The organism is Ruegeria sp. HKCCSP351 (genome assembly GCF_017872535.1).
Lineage (GTDB): Bacteria > Pseudomonadota > Alphaproteobacteria > Rhodobacterales > Rhodobacteraceae > Ruegeria.
The window spans coordinates 386,938-405,989 of the sequence record NZ_JAEDOV010000003.1 but is presented as its reverse complement, the minus strand read 5'-3'; the positions used below and the strand labels follow the sequence as shown (position 1 = coordinate 405,989).

Genomic DNA, 19,052 nt, shown 5'->3' with positions numbered 1-19,052 from the left:
AATTCTGCGCCCGAAGGGATATGATCCATGCACGCCTATCGCAGCCACACCTGCGCCGCACTGACCGCCGCTAATGTCGGGGAAACCGTTCGCCTGTCCGGTTGGGTGCATCGGGTCCGAGACCACGGGGGCGTCCTGTTCATCGACCTGCGCGACCATTTCGGTGTGACACAAGTTCTGTGCGACGGCGACAGCGCGGCTTTTGCCGAGCTTGAGAAAGTGCGCTCGGAATGGTGCATCCGCATCGACGGAACCGTCAAGGCGCGTGCCGCCGAACTGGTGAACCCGAAACTGCCCACCGGCGAGATTGAGGTTTACGTGCGCGAACTGGAAGTTCTGGGGGCCGCCGAGGAACTGCCGCTGATGGTGTTCGGTGATCAGGAATACCCCGAGGAAACCCGCCTGCGTTATCGTTACCTCGACCTGCGACGCGAGGCGATGCAGCAAAACATGACCCTGCGGTCGGACGTTGTGGCCTCCATGCGCAAGCGTATGTGGGATCAGGGGTTCCGCGAGTATCAGACGCCGATCATCACCGCATCCTCGCCCGAAGGCGCGCGCGACTTTCTGGTGCCGTCGCGTCTGCATCCGGGCAAGTTCTACGCGTTGCCGCAAGCCCCGCAGCAGTTCAAGCAGCTGATCATGGTGTCGGGTTTCGACAAGTATTTCCAGATTGCGCCCTGCTTTCGTGACGAAGACCCGCGCGCCGACCGCTCGCCGACCGATTTCTACCAGCTTGACCTCGAGATGTCCTTTGTCGAGCAGCAGGACGTGTTCGACACGATCCAACCCGTTCTGACCGGCGTGTTCGAAGAGTTCGGCGGTGGCCTCAAGGTCGATCAGGAGTGGCCCCAGATTTCCTACAAGGATTCGGCGCTGTGGTACGGCACGGACAAGCCCGACCTGCGGAACCCTATCAAAATGCAAGTGGTCTCTGATCATTTCCGCGGGTCTGGCTTTGCGATTTTTGCAAAGCTGTTGGAGCAGGACGGCACCGAAATCCGCGCCATCCCCGCACCAACCGGCGGCAGCCGCAAATTCTGTGACCGCATGAACACCTTTGCCCAGAAAGAGGGTCTGCCGGGGATGGGCTACATCTTCTGGCGCGATCAGGGTGAAGGGATGGAAGCCGCAGGTCCGCTGGCCAAGAACATCGGTCCCGAGCGCACCGAGGCAATCCGCCAGCAATTGGGTCTGGGTGTCGGCGATGCGGCGTTTTTCCTGGGCGGCAAGCCGAAGGCTTTTGAAAAGGTTGCAGGCAAGGCGCGCGACGTGATCGGGGATGAGCTTGGTCTGACCGAGAAAGACCGCTTTGCCTTTGCCTGGATCGTTGATTTCCCGATCTACGAACAAGACGAAGAAACCGGCGCGATCGACTTTGAGCACAACCCGTTTTCGATGCCGCAAGGCGGCATGGACGCGCTGCAGGGCAATCCGCTGGACGTACGTGGTTATCAATACGATCTAGCCTGCAACGGGTATGAGCTGGTCTCGGGCGCGATCCGGAACCACAAGCCGGAGATCATGTTGAAAGCCTTTGAACTGGCGGGCTATGGCGAGGACGAAGTGAAATCCCGCTTTGGGGCCCTGTTCAATGCCTTCCACTACGGTGCGCCGCCACACGGTGGATGCGCTGCTGGAATCGACCGGATCGTGATGTTGCTGGCGGATGAGGCCAATATCCGCGAGGTCATGATGTTCCCGATGAACCAGCGGGCCGAAGACCTGATGATGCATGCGCCGTCGGACCCGACGTCAGATCAGCTGATGGAACTGGGCTTGCGCCTTATTCCGCAGGACTGAACGAGAGCCGCCCGCATCAAGCGGGCGGTTTCATTTTGATGCCAGCGAATACTCGCGGGTCAGTCCAGCGGGTTGTTCAGATCGCCCCGGTTGACCCGAATAGAGCGCGCAGTCTGCCGTGTTTGGCGATAGGCCCAGATGCACAGAAGCGTCGCGGTGATGAAGTAGGCTGCAATCACGTCAAATCGCCTTTCTTTGTTCCAAACGGTTCTGCACCATGCCGGCGACCTGCGCTGCCTGCGCCGTGATTGGTGCACCGTTCGCTCGTGACAGCGCCAGCTTTCGGGCGGCTTCTGCCAAGGGTCTGTCATCGGCTTCCCGTGCGACCCCTTGCAGGAACTGGGCGGCATAATCCCATGTGCGATGATCGTTGGGCCCGGTAAGGACATCGGCGATGTGCGCCATGTCGTCCTGATAGGCCATCGGGTCGGGGCGGATGACTTCATCTCGAACCGAGTGGAGCCCGCTTGGGCGTCGATCTTCGGGCAGGCGCTCCAGGATGGACTTCTGAAAATAAGACAATGATTTTATCGGCTTGGACAGAAATCCATCCGCCCCGGCTGCGTACGCCAGACCTTCGGTAGCGTCATCGCCCGACAGGCCCATGATTACGCTGATCCGTGGTGAAGCGTCGGCCAGTTCGGCGATCAGGTCAGCTCCGGACCCGTCGGGCAGGCCCATATCGACCAGAATGACCGAAGGGCGATAGATCTGCAGGTGTCGCCGTGCCGATTTCAGGCAGTCAGCGCGTCGGATACGTGCGCCGCTATGCAGGCACATCAGGCGGATCGCATCGCAGGCATATCGGCTGTCTTCAACAACCAGAATTGTCTGCCCCAGCAAAGGCCGCGTTGCGGTGGGCGTGGCGGCGGTGGTGGCAATGAGGCCCGAATCGTCCATGGCAGCTCTCCTATCCAGCAGATGCTTCACGCTAGGAACTTCTGGCTAACACGACGTTAACGCGCGATTTGGCGCACTTGTTCTTTCGCAGAGCAGCCCCCATAACCCACGCAACGCAGGACATCAGGAGTGAGACATGATTGGACGTCTGAACCACGTTGCCATCGCCGTACCCGACCTTGAGGCGGCATCCGAGCAATACCGCAATGCGCTGGGCGCCAAGGTTGGCGCGCCGCAGGACGAACCGGATCATGGCGTCACGGTTGTGTTCATCGAACTGCCCAACACCAAGATCGAACTTTTGTACCCGCTGGGCGACGACAGCCCTATCAACGGGTTTCTGGAAAAGAACCCGGCAGGTGGTATTCATCACGTATGCTATGAGGTCGAAGACATCATCGCCGCCCGTGATCATTTAAAAGCGACCGGTGCCCGTGTTCTGGGGTCGGGTGAACCCAAGATCGGCGCGCATGGCAAACCGGTGCTGTTCCTGCATCCTAAAGACTTCAACGGCTGCCTGGTCGAGCTGGAACAGGTATGATCCGCAAAACCGGGAGGGCCTGAAGTGACCATTACCGCTGCACTGGTGCTGTTCGCCGTCATCTGGTTCATGACGTTGCTTGTGGTTCTGCCCATTCGCATCAAAACTCAGGGTGACCTGAACGATATCGTTCCGGGCACCCATGCGGGCGCGCCGGAAGTCCATCATCTGAAGGCCAAGATGTGGATCACCACCGCCATTGCAGTGGTTTTGTGGGTTATCATTGCCGGGATCATCATATCTGGTGCAATTTCAGTGCGGGACTTCGACTGGTTGAACCAACTGGAGCCGCGCTAATCTGTGTCAGACCTTTTGGCCTGACACAGCATGAAAAATATGGGTGAATGTCGCCGCGCCAAGGATCGGGATCACCAGATTCAACAGCGGTATCGACAGCGGGATGGCCATCAGCGTTCCAGCGACCCAGATCGTGGTCGAATGCCTGGCGCGCAATTGGCGCGCGCCATCCCGCCCGATCCGGCGCATTGCAGCCAGCGTGAAGTATTCCCGCCCCAACAGGAACCCGTTCATGGCCCAGAAGATGAAGGGCGCAAACGGGGTGAAGATCGCATAAAGGATCAGCGCCAGCAGGTTTGCGACAATCAGCACGCCAAGAAAGCTGAGGCCGTCCATCAGGGCCTCTGACACAGGGATGCGTCGTGCAGGTGGCAAGGCCGGAAAATGCTTGTCCTCGACCGCTTGTGCCACTTCGTCCAGAAAGATCGATGTGATGGCTGACGCCACCGGCACCATCAGGAAAACAGGCAGGATCAGGACGAGAACGATACCTGAATAGTTCAGAACGTCGTTCAGCCATGGCACTGCGCCGACGAACGGCAGAGAGATTTCACTGCCCGACAACCAGTTGATCAAACTGATCGCACCCGCACAGGCAAGACCCAGCAACAGGATGGTCAAACCTACACCGCGCAGCAGAACGGCGCGGAACTTGGGATCTCCGATCTGGCTTAGCGCGCTGAAGAAGGCGTTCAGGATGATCATTCTGTGATCCATTCCGTTATGGCCGCCACATCGGGCCGCGGGCGCTCGGGTGGGGCTGTTCCTTCGGTGGCGATATGTATCAGCCCGGCTACGCGTTCGTTGTCAGCAAGTCCAAAGGCGTCGACGCAGAAGTCGTGGTCATGGGTTTGCCAACCCGATAGCCAGTTTGCACCCCAGCCTGCGGCCAGCGCGGCATTCAGCAAGGCAAGACAGACCGCGCCCGCAGAATAGGTTTGTTCGATTGCAGGTATTTTTTCGGACGGTTTTTGTACTTCGATCACCGCTACGGCCAGATGTCCCATGTCAAATTGGCTGCGTGCTTTTGCAATATCTTCCGGACTTTTCTTCAGCCTTTGCCCGCAGGTTTCGGTCAGGGTTGCCAGTCTTGCCATGGCCCCTTGTTCCAGAACGATAAATCGCCAGGGTTCCAGTTTTCCGTGATCGGGGCTGCGTGCAGCTGCGATCAACAAGGGGCGCAACTCGTCCGGTGTCGGGGCCGGGGCAACCAGTGTCTTGGCAGGTCGGGACCGGCGCGCCTGCAAAAACTCCAGAGCAGCGGGGTTTTTCATGGACATATGTTAACTTCCTTTACATCACGTCTCTGTATCTTGGTCGGCATGCCGAGGGTTTCAAGGGCGCGGCGACGGATCGCGTGGATCAATTTCATTCCACCGCCCATCATGCAAGACTATTGAGGGAAGGGGCGACAATGGCGAAATCCAAACTACGTGATCTGCCGGATCTCAGCGCGCAGGCGCACGCCGGGACAACGTTTCATCTGAAAGTAACTCCCAAGGCTCCACGCGACCGGGTGGTTGTGGAAGACGGGCAGATCAGGGTATTTGTCACGGCACCGCCTGACAGTGGTAAAGCCAACCATGCGGTTCAGGTAATTCTTGCGAAATGTCTTGGCGTCGCGCCTTCGACACTGTCACTCAAGCAAGGGCAAACTTCGCGCAGCAAGGTTTTTGTCTATGCGCCCCAAGATCCCGTTTCACGGATCTGGTAAACTCCCTCGGGCAGGTCCAGCGCTGCGGCCAGATCGCGGACCTGTTCCGGCGACAAGGTGATCTTTTGCACCTGTTCGGTTCGCGGATCAAACTGTTCCAGCGTGACGCATTCGGCGAAATTGTTGATCACAACATCTTCCTGCAAAGGTTTTTCACCTTCGTCCACAAGCGTTATGACCGTCGAGTCGAATTCATGCTCAATCGAAAACATAAGGACAGAGTGCAAGCCGTCGACGCGCAATGCAAGACGTTCGTTTCAAAGCCTTGTGTGGTCACGCCGAGCGGCACGTACTATGTTGAAATCACGGTCAGACCGAGCCGAAGGATGTAACATGCGCAGACGCTTTGTTTTGGTGCTTCCCCTGCTTCTTGCGGCCTGTGCGGAAGGTGGATTGCGCGTGCAACCTGCTGCGGATTGGCTAGGTGAAGGGCCGGGTTCTGAGGATGTTGCCCAGACCTTTCGCGAAGTCAGTCAGAACATCGGGGCCGAGGCCCGTAGCCAGTGCTTGAAGCAATCAAGACCTCAGAGATGCGATTTCCGGATTCTCGTTGATCTGAACCCACGTGCGCCAGCCAATGCGTTTCAGACGTTGGACGACCAGCGGCAACCCACCATCATTTTTACCCTTGCGATGATCCGTTCCGCGCAAAACGCAGATGAACTGGCTTTTGTCATGGGGCATGAGGCGGCCCATCACGTGCTGGGGCACATCGCACGGCAAAGCGAAAATGCCAGCGCAAGCGCCACCGAGTTCGGAAAGGCCGAGAAGCTGCGCGGGGGCGACGCCGCCGATATAGAAGAGGCTCAGAAAGTGGGTGCGCAAGTTGGTGTTCAGGCTTATGTAAAGGCTTTTGAGCTTGAAGCTGACGAGATGGGCACGATCATTACGCATAATGCGGGCTACAACCCGCTGATCGGGGCAAAGTTCTTTGATCGGATTCCGGATCCCGGCGACAGGTTTCTGGGCACCCACCCGCCAAACGCGCAGCGCGTTCACATCGTGCTTGAAACCGCGATGCAACTGGGACTGACGCAATGACCGATCTTGTGCGCCTTGGCGTGATTTTGACGGATCGCGGGTCGAAATATGCGGTATCTGGCGCGCCTGTGGCGTCACGCGCGGACGTTGACGCGGTTTTGGACCAACTGAAGTCCGATAAATCCTATGCCAAGGCCACACATAACACCTGGGCCGCCTCTTTGCCGACCGGCGCGCTGAAGGCTGATGATGGGGAGAGCGGCGCTGGTATGGTAATCCTGCGGATGATCGAACGTGCAGGGCTGGACAAGCACGTGATCATCGTCACCCGCTGGTACGGAGGCAAAAAGCTGGGCGGGGACCGCTTTCGCCGTGTTCAGGATGCAACTCGGGCCTATCTGGATCACATCGGCATCCAATCTTGACCTGTGTCAAAGTCTGACGCCCCGGATGCGCTACGATTTCGCAAAGCGCGAAAGGGAAAGGATACAGTATGCCCACCCGAGAGTCCTTGCGGCTTCATGCCGGATTGGTGGACGATATGGCCAGAATGCTGGACATCGATCTTGAGGAAGCAGCCATTGGTGGCAAAGTATCTGTCGACCAGATTTCCGAGGCAGTTCTGCGATGTACTGACTGTCCGAACCCGGATCATTGTCAGGACCTGCTCAAGAAAATGGCGACCGCCGGGCGGACACCGGAATATTGCCGTAACCAGGAATTGTTGCACAAACTAATGCCTTAACTGTCAGGTTCGCCATGCCACGACTCGGTGAAATCATGGCCCATCTTCGCCTCGTACTGCGGATGGGCGAGGTCACAGGAACCGACCTGGCCGCAGCCTATCGGGATGGTCACCTCAAACATGAGGATTGGGCCGAGATCGTGCAGCAATGCCGTGGCTGTGCGTGGGCCAGAAACTGCCCGGAATGGTTGGAGCAACGCGAACAGATTGATCAAGCCCCATGCACGTGCCCGAATCGCGAGCGATTCACAGCTCTCAAGTCGTTGCAAGCGGAGGACGCGTGATGCCTCGGGACATCTTGGGCGAGGTCGAAAAGCACTTTTGGTTGACGCGTTCTGTTTCCCGAAGCATGGGAATTTCACTGAGCGAAGCCATGGCCGAAGGGCGGCTGTCGCCCGAAGGATACGCCGAATTGGTCACGCGCTGCCGGGCCTCAGGCTGTGATACGCAATGCGCCAACTGGCTGGCTCAGCGACAGAGTCCGGCGGATGTGGCCCCGGATTTTTGCGCAAATTCAGAGACGCTGAACAGATTAAAGGTCTGATTTAAGGTCTTTGTGGGTTCCATCACACAACGGCGGGTTTGCACTATGTTTGCAGCCGCAAAAGAAGACCTTCTTGTTGGTTTCAGCTGTGTATTTCACAGGGTCGAGCCCGCTGCCCTTATGTGATCCATCGCAAAAGGGTTGCCGGTTCGACTTTCCACATGCGCACCAGAAATAGGTTTTGCCTTCGACAACCTCGACTGGAAAAGGAGTTTTCTGGGCGATAACTGGCGTGTCAGGCATGTGGCTTCTCCGTCTTTGGCTGAAACGTTAAACAGTTTAAGACGATGCAGACAAAAAGGTAGCAATAATGCCGTGAGGATCGTTATTTGGGTTTCCAACTGGCATGGAATCGCTCTGTCTCACAATGATGTGATTGATGCTGTTGCCAGATTGCCGTTCAACCCGTATTCTGGTGGCGGCCCCGAAAAGCTGGGCAATATCAGAAAAGTAATAGAGGATTGACGGACATGAAACTGAAACTTGCAGCCGTTGGCGCATTTGCCCTGGTCCTGACTGCTTGTGCGCAGCAGGAAGAACCAACACCTGTTTACGTACAGCCTGACTATGACAAGTATGGTTCGGCCAGCTGCTCGGCAGGCTATGAACTGGCAACAACCGAAGCAGGTCAAACCGTCTGCAACCCGGTTTCTCAGTAAGCTTATCGCAGGCGGTCTGGTTTCGGACCGCCTGCACCTTTTCAGGAAATACCGCCGCCATTCATGGCGGTTTTTTTCTACCTGCGCATTACCCGTAGCTATTCACCCGAGAACTTTGTGGGGCAGGCTATTGGCGTTAAACGGGTTTCCCCCACAGATCGTATTCCCCCGCCTCGTCCACTTCGACCGTGACGATATCACCGGGTTTGAGGCCTTCGAAACCTTCGTCAATGAACAGGTTGCCGTCGATCTCGGGTGCGTCCGACTTGGTGCGGCAGGTGGCGGCTTCGTCATCCACTTCGTCGACGATTACTTGAAGCGTTTGTCCGACCTTCGCCTGCAACTTGGCTTCTGAAATGGCCTGGGCCTTTTCCATGAAGCGATCCCACCGCTCTTGCTTGATTTCGGCCGGGACGTGATCGGGCAGGTCGTTTGAGCGCGCACCGTCCACGTTTTCGTATTGGAAACAGCCGACACGATCCAGTTGCGCCTCGTCCATCCAGTCCAGCAGGGTTTGGAATTCGGCCTCGGATTCACCCGGATAGCCAACGATAAAGGTCGAGCGCAGGGTGATATCGGGGCAGATTGCGCGCCAGGCCTGAATCTCGTCCAGAGTTTTGGCCGCTGCGGCGGGGCGGGCCATCCGTTTCAGAACATCCGGGTGGGCGTGCTGGAACGGGATATCCAGATACGGCAGTATGTTGGACCCGGCATCCGCCATCAGGGAGATCAACTCGCGCACATGAGGATAGGGATAGACATAGTGCAGCCGCACCCAAGCATCCAACTGACCCAGTTCACGGGCCAGATCGGTGATGTGGCTGCGCACATGGCGGTCTTTCCACGGGTTCACATCGTATTTCCGGTCCAGCCCATAGGCAGACGTGTCCTGTGAGATTACCAACAGTTCGCGCACGCCGCTATCGACCAGCTTTTCCGCCTCGCGCAGAACCGCATGGGCCGGACGGCTGGCCAGTTTTCCTCGCATATCGGGGATGATGCAGAACTTGCATTTGTGGTTACAGCCCTCGGAAATCTTCAGATAGCTGTAGTGGCGGGGGGTCAGTCGCACACTGCTGGCGGGCAGCAGATCGACGAACGGGTCAGGGTCAGGGGGAACGGCGACGTGAACCGCATCCAGAACCTGCTCGTACTGATGCGGACCGGTGACCGCCATGATGCGGGGGTGGTGTTCACGGATGTAATCCGGTTCGGCCCCCAGGCAGCCGGTGACGATAACCTTGCCGTTTTCAACCAGCGCCTCTCCGATCGCATCCAGCGATTCTGCCTTGGCGCTGTCGAGGAACCCGCAAGTGTTCACAATAACGGCATCGGCCCCCGCATAATCCGGAGAAATGCCGTATCCTTCAGCACGAAGCCGGGTCAGAATGCGTTCGCTGTCGACCAAAGCTTTTGGACAGCCCAGCGAAACCATGCCGATCGTCGGCTGGTTCGAACGGGGTGTCTCGGTGATCCGGGCAGCCGGAGCCAGGTCAGGGCGGAGGTTTGGCGGGTTCGTTGTCATGGCGCGGCGTATAGTGGGGAAAGCTTCCCCTTGCAAATGTGACGTGTGATTTTAATGATCGCGGCAAAGACAAGCCAAAAGGCGGAGAGCAGACCATGAAATGGCTGATACGCATCCTGTTTATTGTCGTGGCGGTGTTTGGGCTGGTGATCGGCGCGCTATTGCTGATGCCCGGAGACAAGCTTGGCGCGATTTTGGCCGAGCAGGTCAAAGCCCAGACCGGGCGCGAACTGACATTGAGCGGCGATGTGCGCCTGTCGTTCTGGCCGGTGCTTGGGATGGAAACCGGGCCGGTGCGTTTTGGGAACGCCAGTTGGGCCGGGCCAGAGCCGATGCTGAGCGCTGATAGCCTTGCCGTGGGCGTGGATGCTGCTGCGCTTTTGAATGGGGATCTGCGGATCAAACGCGTTTTCGCGGAAAACCCGGTGCTGCGGCTGGAGCGTTCGCAAGGGCGCGGAAACTGGGAGCTGAGCGCGCCTGTGACCACCGCCACTGCCACACCGTCTGCGGGGACGGTTCCGGGCGGCGCATCGTCGGTCGTAACTTTGGAAGAGTTGCAGCTTACGAACGCGCGGTTGATTTATGTGGAAGATGGTGCCACGCAGATGGATTTTCCGGATGTAACCTTGTCGGCCAGTTGGCCGCAGGTCACTGCACCGATGGTAATGGAGGCATCAATGCCTGTACCCGGAGGTGCTGTTCAGGTCGATCTGAAGATCCCGGACTTGCCAGCTTTTGCCGCGGGATCCGTAACCGCGCTTGAATTGGCTCTGGCTGCGCCGGGCGGCAAGATCGGATTTGACGGCCAAGTCAATCTGGCCGGAGAAATGGACGGGACCACAAAGATCATCACCCGAGATACGGAAAAGATGCTGGCGGCCTTCGGTCAGGCTGGTGTGGTTGTGCCGTCGGGATTGGGTAACGTTGCCGATATCTCTGCGCGAATGACCTATACGCGGGACGGTCGGATTTCCCTGCGGAACATGACAGCGCAGTTGGATGGCAACCGGTTTGTCGGAGAGGCGGATATCACCATTTCTGATCCTCCTCAGATCGTCGCACGCCTGGATGCGGGCGATCTGGACCTGTCGAAGATAGCCGAAACCAGCTCCGGGCCGGGTGGCGCGTCTCAACCTGCCTCACCAGTGCAAGAAGGCTGGTCAAAAGACCCAATCGACGCATCCGCTCTGGCTTTGGCAAATGGCAATATTCGCCTGACGGCCAACTCAATCGCCGTTCCCGGCATGACGTTTGGGAAAAGTGACCTGACACTGACACTGGATCGCGCGCGGGCGGTTCTTGCGATGCATCCGGCGACGTTGTTTTCGGGTCAGTTGAACGGACAGGTGGTTGCCAACAATCGCAATGGCCTGTCCGTGGGCGGCAAGGTGACGGCAAGTGAGATTGATCTGAAACAGGCGTTGTCGACACTGGCCGGTGTCGAACGCCTGTCGGGAACCGCGGCGGGAACCATTGAGTTTCTGGGTGTCGGTCGGTCTGAGGATCAGATCATGCGGTCTCTCAGCGGTAAGGGAAATCTGGATGTCGGGACGGGGGTAATATCCGGTTTCGATCTGGATCGACTTATGGGGCAGGGGACCGGATCTGGCGGAACAACGGTGTTCAACAGCCTGTCGGCCAACTTCACCATCGATCAGGGTGTATTGACGAATAACGATCTGCTTATGTCGCTTAAGAATTTCCGCGCCGATGGTCAGGGGGTCGTGGGTCTGGGTGCGCGCAATATCGATTATCTGTTCACACCCGTAGCTTTGCGTGCCAATTCGGGGCAGGGCATCTCGGTGCCTGTGCGCATCGTTGGCCCGTGGAGCAACCCATCAATCAAGCCGGACCTGACCAAGGTCATCGAAGCAGCGGCAGATGTGAAGGTCAAAGAGCTGGAAAACGACGCAAAACAGAAAGTTTTCGAGAAGGTTGGAAACGAGCTGGATACCACCATCACGGACAGCGATCAGATCGAAGATGCGCTCAAGAACAAGCTGGAAGAAGAGGCGAAGAAAGGGCTGCTCAAACTGTTTGGCGGAAACTGAGCAAGTGTTGCGCTTGGGACAATCAGATATGCCCCAAGCAGTTTTCTTCAGATGGTTTGATCGTAATCTCCAACACCGGGTTCGGTTCGGATCACCGCATCAATATCGGCAAAGATCGCACGCATCTCAGCTTCGCTTTCGCTGCTTTCACACACGACCACCAGATTGGGTGTGTTGGATGAAGCCCGCACCAGCCCCCAGCTGCCATTGTCCAGAATGACACGTGCGCCGTTCACCGTAACGACCTCCTTGATCGTACGACCAGCGAAAGTCTCATTAGCCTCGCTTTTGGCAACCAGCTTGTCGACCAGACGCTGCAGGATATCGTATTTTTCGGTATCTGCTGCATAAGGTGACATCGTGGGCGTCGACCAGGTCTTGGGCAGCGCCTTGCGCAGGTCGGACATGCTTTGATCCGGGTTGCGGTCCATCAGTTTGCAGATCTCGACCGCGACGCGCATTCCGCAGTCATAACCGCGCCCCACCGGTTCGGCTAAAAAGTAGTGACCTGACTTTTCGAACCCAGCCAGCGCACCGATTTCCTTGACGCGCCGTTTCATGTGGCTGTGGCCAGTTTTCCAGTAATCTGCTTTGACGCCAAGGGCCTGCAACTCGGGATCGCTGGCAAACAGGCCGGTGGATTTCACATCAGCGACAAAGGTTGATCCGGGGTGCAGCTTGGCCAGATCGCGGGCCATGATCACACCCACCTTGTCGGCAAAGATCTCTTCGCCTTCATCATCGACGACGCCGCAGCGATCACCGTCACCATCAAACCCAAGTGCCAGATCGGCACCGCTGGATTTTACCGTTGCCGCCATGTCATGCAGCATTTCCATCGCTTCGGGGTTCGGGTTGTAGTTTGGGAAGGTGTAATCCAGCCGGTTATGGCTGGGGACGACCTCAACCCCCATCCGTTCGAAGATTTCGGGCGCAAAGGCCGAAGCGGTGCCGTTTCCGGTTGCGCAGACAACCTTTAGCGGGCGGGACACTTTGAAATCGCCGACGAGGTCGTCGATGTACGCTTCTTTCACGCCCTCGACGAATTCCCAGGATCCACCCTCATGCGTCTGACCTTCGCCGTTCAGAACGATGTCGCGCAATTCAGACATCTCATCGGGGCCGTGTGTCAAAGGACGGTCAAAGCCCATTTTTACACCGGTCCAGCCGTTTGGATTGTGGCTGGCCGTAACCATCGCCACGGCCGGTACATCCAGATGAAACTGTGCGAAATAGGCCATCGGGCTAAGCGCAGGGCCAATGTCATTCACGCGGATACCGGCCTGCATCAGTCCCAGGATCAGGGCGTTTTTGATCGCCAGTGAATAGTCACGATAATCGTTTCCCACGGCGATCACGGGCTCGATCCCGCGCCTGCGCATTTGAGTACCCAGTCCAAGGCCAAGCGCCGTCATGCCCGGCAGGTTGATCTCTTCCGGATATTTCCAGCGGGCGTCATATTCGCGAAACCCGGTGGGTTTGATCATCGCGTCACGCAGAAAGCTCCAGGTGTTTGGTGTTACCTCGGGAATTGGTTTGGTCATAACAAGTCTCAGTCGTTAAATCTGAATAGGATCAGCTTTGGCCAGCGCATCAAAGCGCATCAAAGTGTCAATGAGTTGGGGCATCTGATACAACGGAATCATGTTGGGCCCGTCCGAAGGAGCATTGTCCGGATCCTGGTGTGTTTCAATGAACACCGCGCCAATACCCAGCGACACGGCGGCGCGCGCCATGACCGGAGCAAATTCGCGTTGCCCGCCCGAGGAGCCACCTTTTCCGCCCGGTTGCTGCACGGAATGGGTCGCATCCATCACTACTGGATACCCGGTCTGGGCCATTTGCGGCAGGGACCGCATATCAGCCACCAGTGTGTTATAGCCGAACGAAGTGCCACGTTCGGTCAGCAGGATATTATGATTCCCCGTGCTTTCGATCTTGGACACGATATTGGGCATCTCCCACGGCGCAAGAAACTGACCCTTTTTCACATTGACCACTGCGCCGGTATTGCCCGCAGCCAGCAGCATATCCGTCTGGCGGCACAAGAACGCCGGGATTTGCAGGACGTCTACCGCCTCGGCAGCTATGGCGCACTGCGCTTCGGTATGAACATCGGTCAGGACCGGAATGCCCATTGTCTTGCGGATGCTATCCAGAACCTGCAACCCGGCATCAATGCCCATGCCGCGCTTGCCGGACAGTGAGGTCCGGTTTGCCTTGTCATAAGACGCCTTGAAGACATATTGCGCACCGGCTGCATCGCAGGCCTCTTTCATCTTGCCCGCAATCATTTGTGCGTGGTCTGCCGTTTCAAGCTGGCAGGGGCCCGCAATGATAGTCAGCGGAAGGTCGTTGCCGACTGTCAGGTCGGAGATTTTTACATGTTTCATGAGTCTTATGAGGATACCTGTTCACGAAGGACCGACGCGGTAAGCGAGATCATGAGGTAGATACCAGCAAACAACAGGAATGCCAAAATCGTATTTTCGAACTTGCGCGGATAGCTGGGTTCCTGACTGGGTATCGGGTTCACCGAGACGGTCAGGTAACGCACCTGTCGGTTGGCTTCGGATCGGGTCGATTCCATTTGCTGCATTGCCGTTTGCAGCATCATGTCCCGCGCCGCCAGATCCGCCTGAGCGATCTGGATGCGCACACTCAACCGCGCCAGCGAATTTTCGCCATCGGAAGCATCCTGCATCTCGGCATTCAGTTGTTCCAGCACCTTTTCAAGCCGGGCAATGTCAGCCTTGACGCCGTCGACCTTGGCTTTGTTCGGGCGCAGGTTGTCTTGCAGGGCGGCAAGTTCAAGCTCTTTGTCCTGCACCAATATCTCGATCTCGTTGATGCGTGCGCGCAGGCTGGCAATGACATTCTCGGGGTCCAGCACTGCCCCTTGAAGCTGAAGTTCGATCAATTCCTCCTGCGCCTGCCGCCGCGCCTCCTGCGCCGCTTCAAAGCTTTCCAATGCGTCGCGCATCTGGTCTTCGCGCTTCTTGCCGGACAGGGCATTCACCCGGGCTTCGGCGTAAGAGATCAAACGCTCCGAGAACTCGGTCGATGTCTGTGCATCTGGTGCAACAACTTCCATCCGAATGACCCCTTCGGTTGGGTCATACCCGATGGTGATCATGCGTTTGAACAGCTTGTATGCGTCTTCCAGCGTGGCGTCGGGTGATAGCCTTTGAATCGGATCAATCGATTCCTGCTTGAAGACATCAGAAAACCCTGCGTCCCGATCCAGCAGCAACAAAGCCTCTTTCGATTCCAGGAAAGACTGAACCGAGATTGAATCCTGTGTGGTGGCGAATTGCGTCCCGGCAAGCAGCCCGCCGATGGAACCCGGCCCGCCATCGGCTTGCAGGATCAGAAACTCGGAATCGCTGGCATACATCGGGGTGGCGATGCGATAGAAATAGAACCCCACAACAAAGGTCGGTAGGAACACAAAGGCGGCCAGACGCGCGAAAAGGCCAAACAGCTTACGCCTGCGTCGACGCGCGATGTCCTTCTGAATCTGACCGATTTCAAGGTTGCGCCGCTCAGCCGGGCTGAGCTCGGGTCCCGGAAGGTTTGGCGTGCTTGCGCCTATGGATTGCGGCAACTGAATGCTGATCTTGTCTTTGACCTTCGAGCTGTCGCCCTGTGCCGAGGGCTTTGCCGCGGCAAGATCAAGAAGGTTCGTGCGCTGAAACGGATCAATGCCTTTCTTGCGCAGCAAGCGCACCGCATCATAGTCCGATGTTGCTGCCAGTCCGTGTTTCTGCGCCAGTTTTCGCGCAATGCGCAACTGGCGACCTGTCAGACCTTCGCGCTTGATGTCGTCAATTTGCGTGCCTGGCTTGGCCTCGGCCGCCGGTGCCTGGCCTTGCGTCGCGCCTCGTATGCGCGAGATTGCATCCGCACGCGCCTCGGCCGAATCGTCCACCGGGCGATTGCTGCGCCAGTTGTACTTTCTAACCTTGGGTTTCGTAGTCATATAGCTGCTTTGCCTCTTCCAAGGAGTCAAACATGTACAATTGCCCGTCCAGCAGAACGGCGGCCTGCTGCGCGAATTTTTCCAATACAGTCGGGCTGTGCGACACGATCACCAATGTCGTAGTGCGCAACCTTTCCTTCAGGATCGCCCCTGCCTTTTCGTTGAATTCAACATCTGTAGATGCTGGCATCCCTTCATCGACAAGATACATGTCGAAATCCAGCGCAAGCATCAAAGAAAACGTGAATCGCGACCGCATCCCCGACGAATAGGTGGACAGCGGCTGTTCGAAATATTCACCCAAGCCGCAGAGCCATTTGCAATACGCCTCAACATAGTCCGGGTCCATGCCGTAAATCTTGGCGATGTATCGCGCGTTCTCAAGCGCTGACAACTTGCCGGTCACACCCCCGGTGAATCCCATTGGAAACGAGACCCGGCATTCGCGGCGGATTACACCCTCGTCGGGCTTTTCCAGCCCGGCCATCATGTTGATCAGTGTGGTTTTGCCAGTACCATTCGGGGCCAGAACGCCCAGCGACGTGCCCAGTTCGACACGGAATGAGACCCTGTCCAGGATCACCTTACGGCGCGTCCCGGTCCAGAAGGATTTGCTGACATTGTCGAATTCCAGCATTCGCAGCCTGCTGCTCGTTTCCGTTGTGTTGCCGCGTTTTTGGCGGTTAGAAAGGATGGTTTTTACCGATCCATGTTGGCTACATTATGTCGAATTATGAAACAAATGTTCAATGCGTTGCTGCCGAACCCGCAAACAACTGATCGGTTGTCGGCAATTCCGCTGCACTTCTGGTAATCTGCTGCACCTATATTATGTGGTTTCAGGCCTGATCTTTGCAAAACAGCTTTGGGAGGTTTCGCAACCAGATGAAAGATTTAGATGGCGAAATCCGCGCGTGTCGCCTGTGCGCCGCGTCCTTTGCGCAAACCAAAACTGCCCATGAACCCCGCCCGGTGGTCTGGTTTCGGCGCGGAACACCCATCCTGGTCGCGGGGCAGGCACCGGGTGCGCGCGTGCACGAGTCAGGACGGCCCTTTACAGACCCGTCAGGCGACAGGCTGCGCCACTGGCTTGGGGTCGATGAACCTGTTTTTTATGATCGTGACCTTGTGTCGATTGTGCCCATGGCATTCTGTTTCCCTGGTTATGATGCCCGCGGTGCGGACCTTCCTCCGCCCGCGATATGCGGCAATACCTGGCATGACAGGGTGATGCAGGAACTGGGGCAGGTGCCGTTGACGGTGTTGGTCGGTGGTCATGCGCATAAATATCATCTGGGAGTGCGCGGGTCGGTGACAGATACCGTTCGGAACTGGCAGGACCATGCGCCGCGGGTGTTTGCCTTGCCTCATCCGTCCTGGCGGAATACGGCATGGGTAAAGAAAAACCCGTGGTTCGAGGCAGAACTGCTGCCGGTTCTGCGCGCGCGGGTCCAAGAGGTGCTGAATGACTGAAACCACAGCGTTGGACACGGCGCATGCCGCGATGCTGGCAGATCCGCAGAACGACGCTGCCCGTCTGCGGTTTTTTGAACGGCTTGCAGATAGTGAGCTGTTTTTGATGCTGACCGAGGAAGCGGTGGGCGAAAACATCTCGCCCGAAGTGTTCGATGTGGCCGATGGGCGCTTTGTGTTGGCTTTCGACCGCGAGGAACGATTGGCGCGGTTTGCCGGGCGGCCCGTGCCTTATGTTGCGCTGTCGGGGCGCGTATTGTCGGGGATGCTGGCGGGTCAGGGTATCGGGCTGGGCCTGAACCTGGAAACTGCGCCATCATCCATGCTGGTGCCTGCCGAGGCCTTGGGCTGGCTGGCCGAAACGTTGCAGCATGGCCCGGAAGAGGTCGAGGAAAAGCTGGCCGAGTTCATGCCTCCCGCCGGTTTGCCGGACAGCCTGTTGACCGCCCTTGATGCAAAGCTGGCAACTGCTGGCGGGCTTGCCAGTGCAGCCTATCTGGTCGCCACGAAATCCGAGGCGGGCGCTCAGGGTCATTTGCTGGGGTTTGTCGGTGCAATCGAAGGGGCCGAGCCGGCCCTGGCCAAAGCAGCTTCGGAGGCGCTGACGTTTTCCGGGATCGAGGCGGGGGCGATGGATGTCGGGTTCTTTGCCACAGATGACGTCGCTGCCGCGCTGCTGGCGAAGACCGGGCTTCGCTTTGACCTGCCCGAACCGCAGGTTGCAGATCAGGTGCGCGAGGTTCCGGGCAGCAATCCCGCGAAACCGCCAATTCTGAAGTAACGACCAAAACGCAAACACGCGGCGCATATTGCGCCGCGTGCCACTAGGATGGGACGCTGCTATTCCGCAGCAGCTTCCAGCTTGTCCTGCGTACGTGTTTCGAAATCGCTGGCGTCGTGACGCTCGTGAAGCTGCGTGTGCGGCTCGCCAAAGGCGCGGTTGACCATACGGCCACGCTGAACCGCAGGCCGCGCGTCTATCGCCTTGGCCCAGCGCACCACGTTCTTGTAGGATTCTGCGTCAAGGAACTCTGCCGCGCTGTACAGTCGGCCCAGAACCAGTTGACCGTACCACGGCCAGATCGCCATGTCGGCAATCGTGTATTCCTCGCCCGCGATATAGGTCTTGTTCGCCAGTTCCCTGTCCAGAACGTCCAACTGGCGTTTTGCCTCCATCGCAAAGCGGTTGATCGGGTATTCCCACTTTTCAGGCGCGTAAGCGTAGAAATGGCCAAACCCGCCACCAAGATAAGGGGCGCTGCCCATTTGCCAGAATAGCCAGTTCATGACTTCGGTCCGTTCCGGCCCGGACGCAGGCAGAAACTCTCCGAACTTCTCAGCCAGATGAAACAGGATCGAGGCACTTTCAAACACCCGAACCGGCTTGTAGCCAGAGTGATCCCAAAGGGCTGGGATTTTCGAGTTTGGGTTGGCTTCGACAAACCCTGAACCGAACTGGTCGCCATCGCCGATGTTGATCAGCCAGGCGTTGTATTCAGCGCCTTCGTGACCCAATGCCAGCAACTCTTCCAGCATTACGGTGACTTTGACACCGTTGGGCGTGGCAAGGGAATACAACTGCAAAGGGTGGCGCCCAACCGGCAAGTCCTTTTCATGGGTTGCGCCGGCAATAGGTCGGTTAATGTTGGCGAACTGTCCGCCACTTTCACTGTCCCATGTCCAGACTGCAGGTGGGGTATACGAAGATTGGTCGCTCATTTCTTGCCTTTCATGCCTTTGTCCGGGCCGCGTTCGGTGCAGTCTTACAGGTAGTGTTGCAATCCGCCGAGTCCAACCCAGCTTTTCCGGCTAAATTTGTAATATTCCGCGACCAAAC

Annotated in this window: 25 protein-coding genes; 14 read left to right on the top strand and 11 right to left on the bottom strand. The window is 57.6% G+C overall.

Translation table 11 applies throughout. From position 1 onward, the window contains the following. The first annotated feature begins 27 nt into the window (after positions 1 to 27). A complete protein-coding gene (gene aspS, locus I9182_RS09080) occupies positions 28 to 1,803 on the top strand; it encodes an aspartate--tRNA ligase (RefSeq protein ID WP_209504751.1) in 1,776 nt (591 codons plus the stop codon). Positions 1,804 to 1,983: 180 nt separating this feature from the next. Here the strand turns inward: aspS and I9182_RS09075 are convergent, their stop codons facing one another. Next, positions 1,984 to 2,703, bottom strand: coding sequence for a response regulator (locus I9182_RS09075; RefSeq protein ID WP_209504750.1), 720 nt, complete (start codon positions 2,701 to 2,703; stop codon positions 1,984 to 1,986). A 136-nt stretch (positions 2,704 to 2,839) separates the two neighbouring features. On the opposite strand from I9182_RS09075, the gene mce reads away from it, so the two are divergent. Further along, entirely contained in the window at positions 2,840 to 3,244 is a 405-nt protein-coding gene (gene mce, locus I9182_RS09070) for a methylmalonyl-CoA epimerase (RefSeq protein WP_170346086.1), read from the top strand. Between the two features lie 24 nt (positions 3,245 to 3,268). Continuing rightward, positions 3,269 to 3,541 carry a DUF1467 family protein gene (locus I9182_RS09065; RefSeq protein ID WP_209504749.1) on the top strand — a complete coding sequence of 91 codons (273 nt, stop codon included), beginning with the start codon at positions 3,269 to 3,271 and terminating at the stop codon, positions 3,539 to 3,541. Positions 3,542 to 3,547: 6 nt separating this feature from the next. Here the strand turns inward: I9182_RS09065 and I9182_RS09060 are convergent, their stop codons facing one another. Continuing rightward, positions 3,548 to 4,246, bottom strand: coding sequence for an EI24 domain-containing protein (locus I9182_RS09060; protein ID WP_209504748.1), 699 nt, complete (start codon positions 4,244 to 4,246; stop codon positions 3,548 to 3,550). Continuing rightward, positions 4,243 to 4,821 carry a nitroreductase family protein gene (locus I9182_RS09055; RefSeq protein ID WP_209504747.1) on the bottom strand — a complete coding sequence of 193 codons (579 nt, stop codon included), beginning with the start codon at positions 4,819 to 4,821 and terminating at the stop codon, positions 4,243 to 4,245. The genes I9182_RS09060 and I9182_RS09055 overlap by 4 nt, the downstream gene beginning before the upstream one ends. 134 nt (positions 4,822 to 4,955) lie before the next feature. Here I9182_RS09055 and I9182_RS09050 point away from each other — a divergent pair, with 134 nt between their 5' ends. Further along, the gene (locus tag I9182_RS09050) at positions 4,956 to 5,255 is read left to right on the top strand and encodes a DUF167 domain-containing protein (RefSeq protein ID WP_209598015.1); all 300 of its coding nucleotides are present in this window, start codon (positions 4,956 to 4,958) and stop codon (positions 5,253 to 5,255) included. Here I9182_RS09050 and I9182_RS09045 read toward each other — a convergent pair. After that, complete coding sequence (locus I9182_RS09045; protein WP_209598014.1) at positions 5,219 to 5,467, bottom strand: hypothetical protein; 249 nt, start codon at positions 5,465 to 5,467, stop codon at positions 5,219 to 5,221. The genes I9182_RS09050 and I9182_RS09045 overlap by 37 nt on opposite strands. A 121-nt stretch (positions 5,468 to 5,588) precedes the next feature. Between I9182_RS09045 and I9182_RS09040 the strand changes: the two genes are divergently transcribed. From I9182_RS09040 to I9182_RS09020, 5 genes are all read left to right on the top strand, one after another. Next, the gene (locus I9182_RS09040; RefSeq protein ID WP_209504744.1) at positions 5,589 to 6,296 is read left to right on the top strand and encodes a M48 family metallopeptidase; all 708 of its coding nucleotides are present in this window, start codon (positions 5,589 to 5,591) and stop codon (positions 6,294 to 6,296) included. Continuing rightward, on the top strand, positions 6,293 to 6,661 hold the full coding sequence (locus tag I9182_RS09035; protein ID WP_209598013.1) for a YigZ family protein: 369 nt from the start codon (positions 6,293 to 6,295) through the stop codon (positions 6,659 to 6,661). Before I9182_RS09040 ends, I9182_RS09035 begins: the two co-directional genes overlap by 4 nt. 68 nt (positions 6,662 to 6,729) lie before the next feature. After that, positions 6,730 to 6,981, top strand: a complete 252-nt coding sequence (locus tag I9182_RS09030; RefSeq protein WP_209504742.1) for a DUF6455 family protein — start codon at positions 6,730 to 6,732, stop codon at positions 6,979 to 6,981. A gap of 14 nt (positions 6,982 to 6,995) precedes the next feature. After that, positions 6,996 to 7,265, top strand: coding sequence for a DUF6455 family protein (locus I9182_RS09025; protein ID WP_209598012.1), 270 nt, complete (start codon positions 6,996 to 6,998; stop codon positions 7,263 to 7,265). Continuing rightward, a complete protein-coding gene (locus I9182_RS09020; protein ID WP_209504740.1) occupies positions 7,265 to 7,525 on the top strand; it encodes a DUF6455 family protein in 261 nt (86 codons plus the stop codon). The genes I9182_RS09025 and I9182_RS09020 overlap by 1 nt, the downstream gene beginning before the upstream one ends. On the opposite strand, the gene I9182_RS09015 is transcribed toward I9182_RS09020, so the two are convergent. Next, positions 7,514 to 7,768, bottom strand: coding sequence for a CDGSH iron-sulfur domain-containing protein (locus I9182_RS09015; RefSeq protein ID WP_209598011.1), 255 nt, complete (start codon positions 7,766 to 7,768; stop codon positions 7,514 to 7,516). The two genes, I9182_RS09020 and I9182_RS09015, sit on opposite strands and share 12 nt — an antisense overlap. On the opposite strand from I9182_RS09015, the gene I9182_RS09010 reads away from it, so the two are divergent. Next, entirely contained in the window at positions 7,667 to 7,990 is a 324-nt protein-coding gene (locus tag I9182_RS09010; RefSeq protein WP_209598098.1) for a hypothetical protein, read from the top strand. The two genes, I9182_RS09015 and I9182_RS09010, sit on opposite strands and share 102 nt — an antisense overlap. A 5-nt stretch (positions 7,991 to 7,995) precedes the next feature. After that, positions 7,996 to 8,184 (top strand): hypothetical protein, encoded by a 189-nt coding sequence (locus I9182_RS09005; RefSeq protein ID WP_209504738.1) that lies wholly within the window; start codon positions 7,996 to 7,998, stop codon positions 8,182 to 8,184. 136 nt (positions 8,185 to 8,320) lie between these two features. Here the strand turns inward: I9182_RS09005 and rimO are convergent, their stop codons facing one another. Next, on the bottom strand, positions 8,321 to 9,709 hold the full coding sequence (gene rimO, locus I9182_RS09000; RefSeq protein ID WP_209598010.1) for a 30S ribosomal protein S12 methylthiotransferase RimO: 1,389 nt from the start codon (positions 9,707 to 9,709) through the stop codon (positions 8,321 to 8,323). A 95-nt stretch (positions 9,710 to 9,804) separates the two neighbouring features. Here rimO and I9182_RS08995 point away from each other — a divergent pair, with 95 nt between their 5' ends. Then, positions 9,805 to 11,760, top strand: coding sequence for an AsmA family protein (locus tag I9182_RS08995; RefSeq protein ID WP_209598009.1), 1,956 nt, complete (start codon positions 9,805 to 9,807; stop codon positions 11,758 to 11,760). Positions 11,761 to 11,807: 47 nt separating this feature from the next. On the opposite strand, the gene I9182_RS08990 is transcribed toward I9182_RS08995, so the two are convergent. The 4 genes from I9182_RS08990 to I9182_RS08975 are packed head-to-tail and all read right to left on the bottom strand — an operon-like array spanning position 11,808 to position 16,379. Next, positions 11,808 to 13,304 (bottom strand): phosphomannomutase/phosphoglucomutase, encoded by a 1,497-nt coding sequence (locus I9182_RS08990; RefSeq protein WP_209598008.1) that lies wholly within the window; start codon positions 13,302 to 13,304, stop codon positions 11,808 to 11,810. A 15-nt stretch (positions 13,305 to 13,319) separates the two neighbouring features. Then, on the bottom strand, positions 13,320 to 14,153 hold the full coding sequence (gene kdsA / locus I9182_RS08985; RefSeq protein WP_209504734.1) for a 3-deoxy-8-phosphooctulonate synthase: 834 nt from the start codon (positions 14,151 to 14,153) through the stop codon (positions 13,320 to 13,322). Positions 14,154 to 14,158: 5 nt separating this feature from the next. Further along, positions 14,159 to 15,742: a capsule biosynthesis protein gene (locus I9182_RS08980; protein ID WP_209598007.1), complete on the bottom strand. Its 1,584-nt coding sequence runs from the start codon at positions 15,740 to 15,742 to the stop codon at positions 14,159 to 14,161. Beyond that, positions 15,720 to 16,379: an ATP-binding cassette domain-containing protein gene (locus I9182_RS08975; protein WP_209504732.1), complete on the bottom strand. Its 660-nt coding sequence runs from the start codon at positions 16,377 to 16,379 to the stop codon at positions 15,720 to 15,722. Before I9182_RS08975 ends, I9182_RS08980 begins: the two co-directional genes overlap by 23 nt. A 248-nt stretch (positions 16,380 to 16,627) precedes the next feature. Here I9182_RS08975 and I9182_RS08970 point away from each other — a divergent pair, with 248 nt between their 5' ends. Both I9182_RS08970 and I9182_RS08965 read left to right on the top strand, forming a co-directional pair. Beyond that, the gene (locus I9182_RS08970; protein ID WP_209598006.1) at positions 16,628 to 17,215 is read left to right on the top strand and encodes a uracil-DNA glycosylase family protein; all 588 of its coding nucleotides are present in this window, start codon (positions 16,628 to 16,630) and stop codon (positions 17,213 to 17,215) included. Next, entirely contained in the window at positions 17,208 to 17,996 is a 789-nt protein-coding gene (locus I9182_RS08965) for an SseB family protein (protein WP_209598005.1), read from the top strand. The genes I9182_RS08970 and I9182_RS08965 overlap by 8 nt, the downstream gene beginning before the upstream one ends. 59 nt (positions 17,997 to 18,055) lie before the next feature. Here I9182_RS08965 and yghU read toward each other — a convergent pair whose 3' ends face one another. Continuing rightward, positions 18,056 to 18,934 (bottom strand): glutathione-dependent disulfide-bond oxidoreductase, encoded by an 879-nt coding sequence (yghU, locus tag I9182_RS08960; protein WP_209598004.1) that lies wholly within the window; start codon positions 18,932 to 18,934, stop codon positions 18,056 to 18,058. Between the last annotated feature and the right edge of the window lie 118 nt (positions 18,935 to 19,052).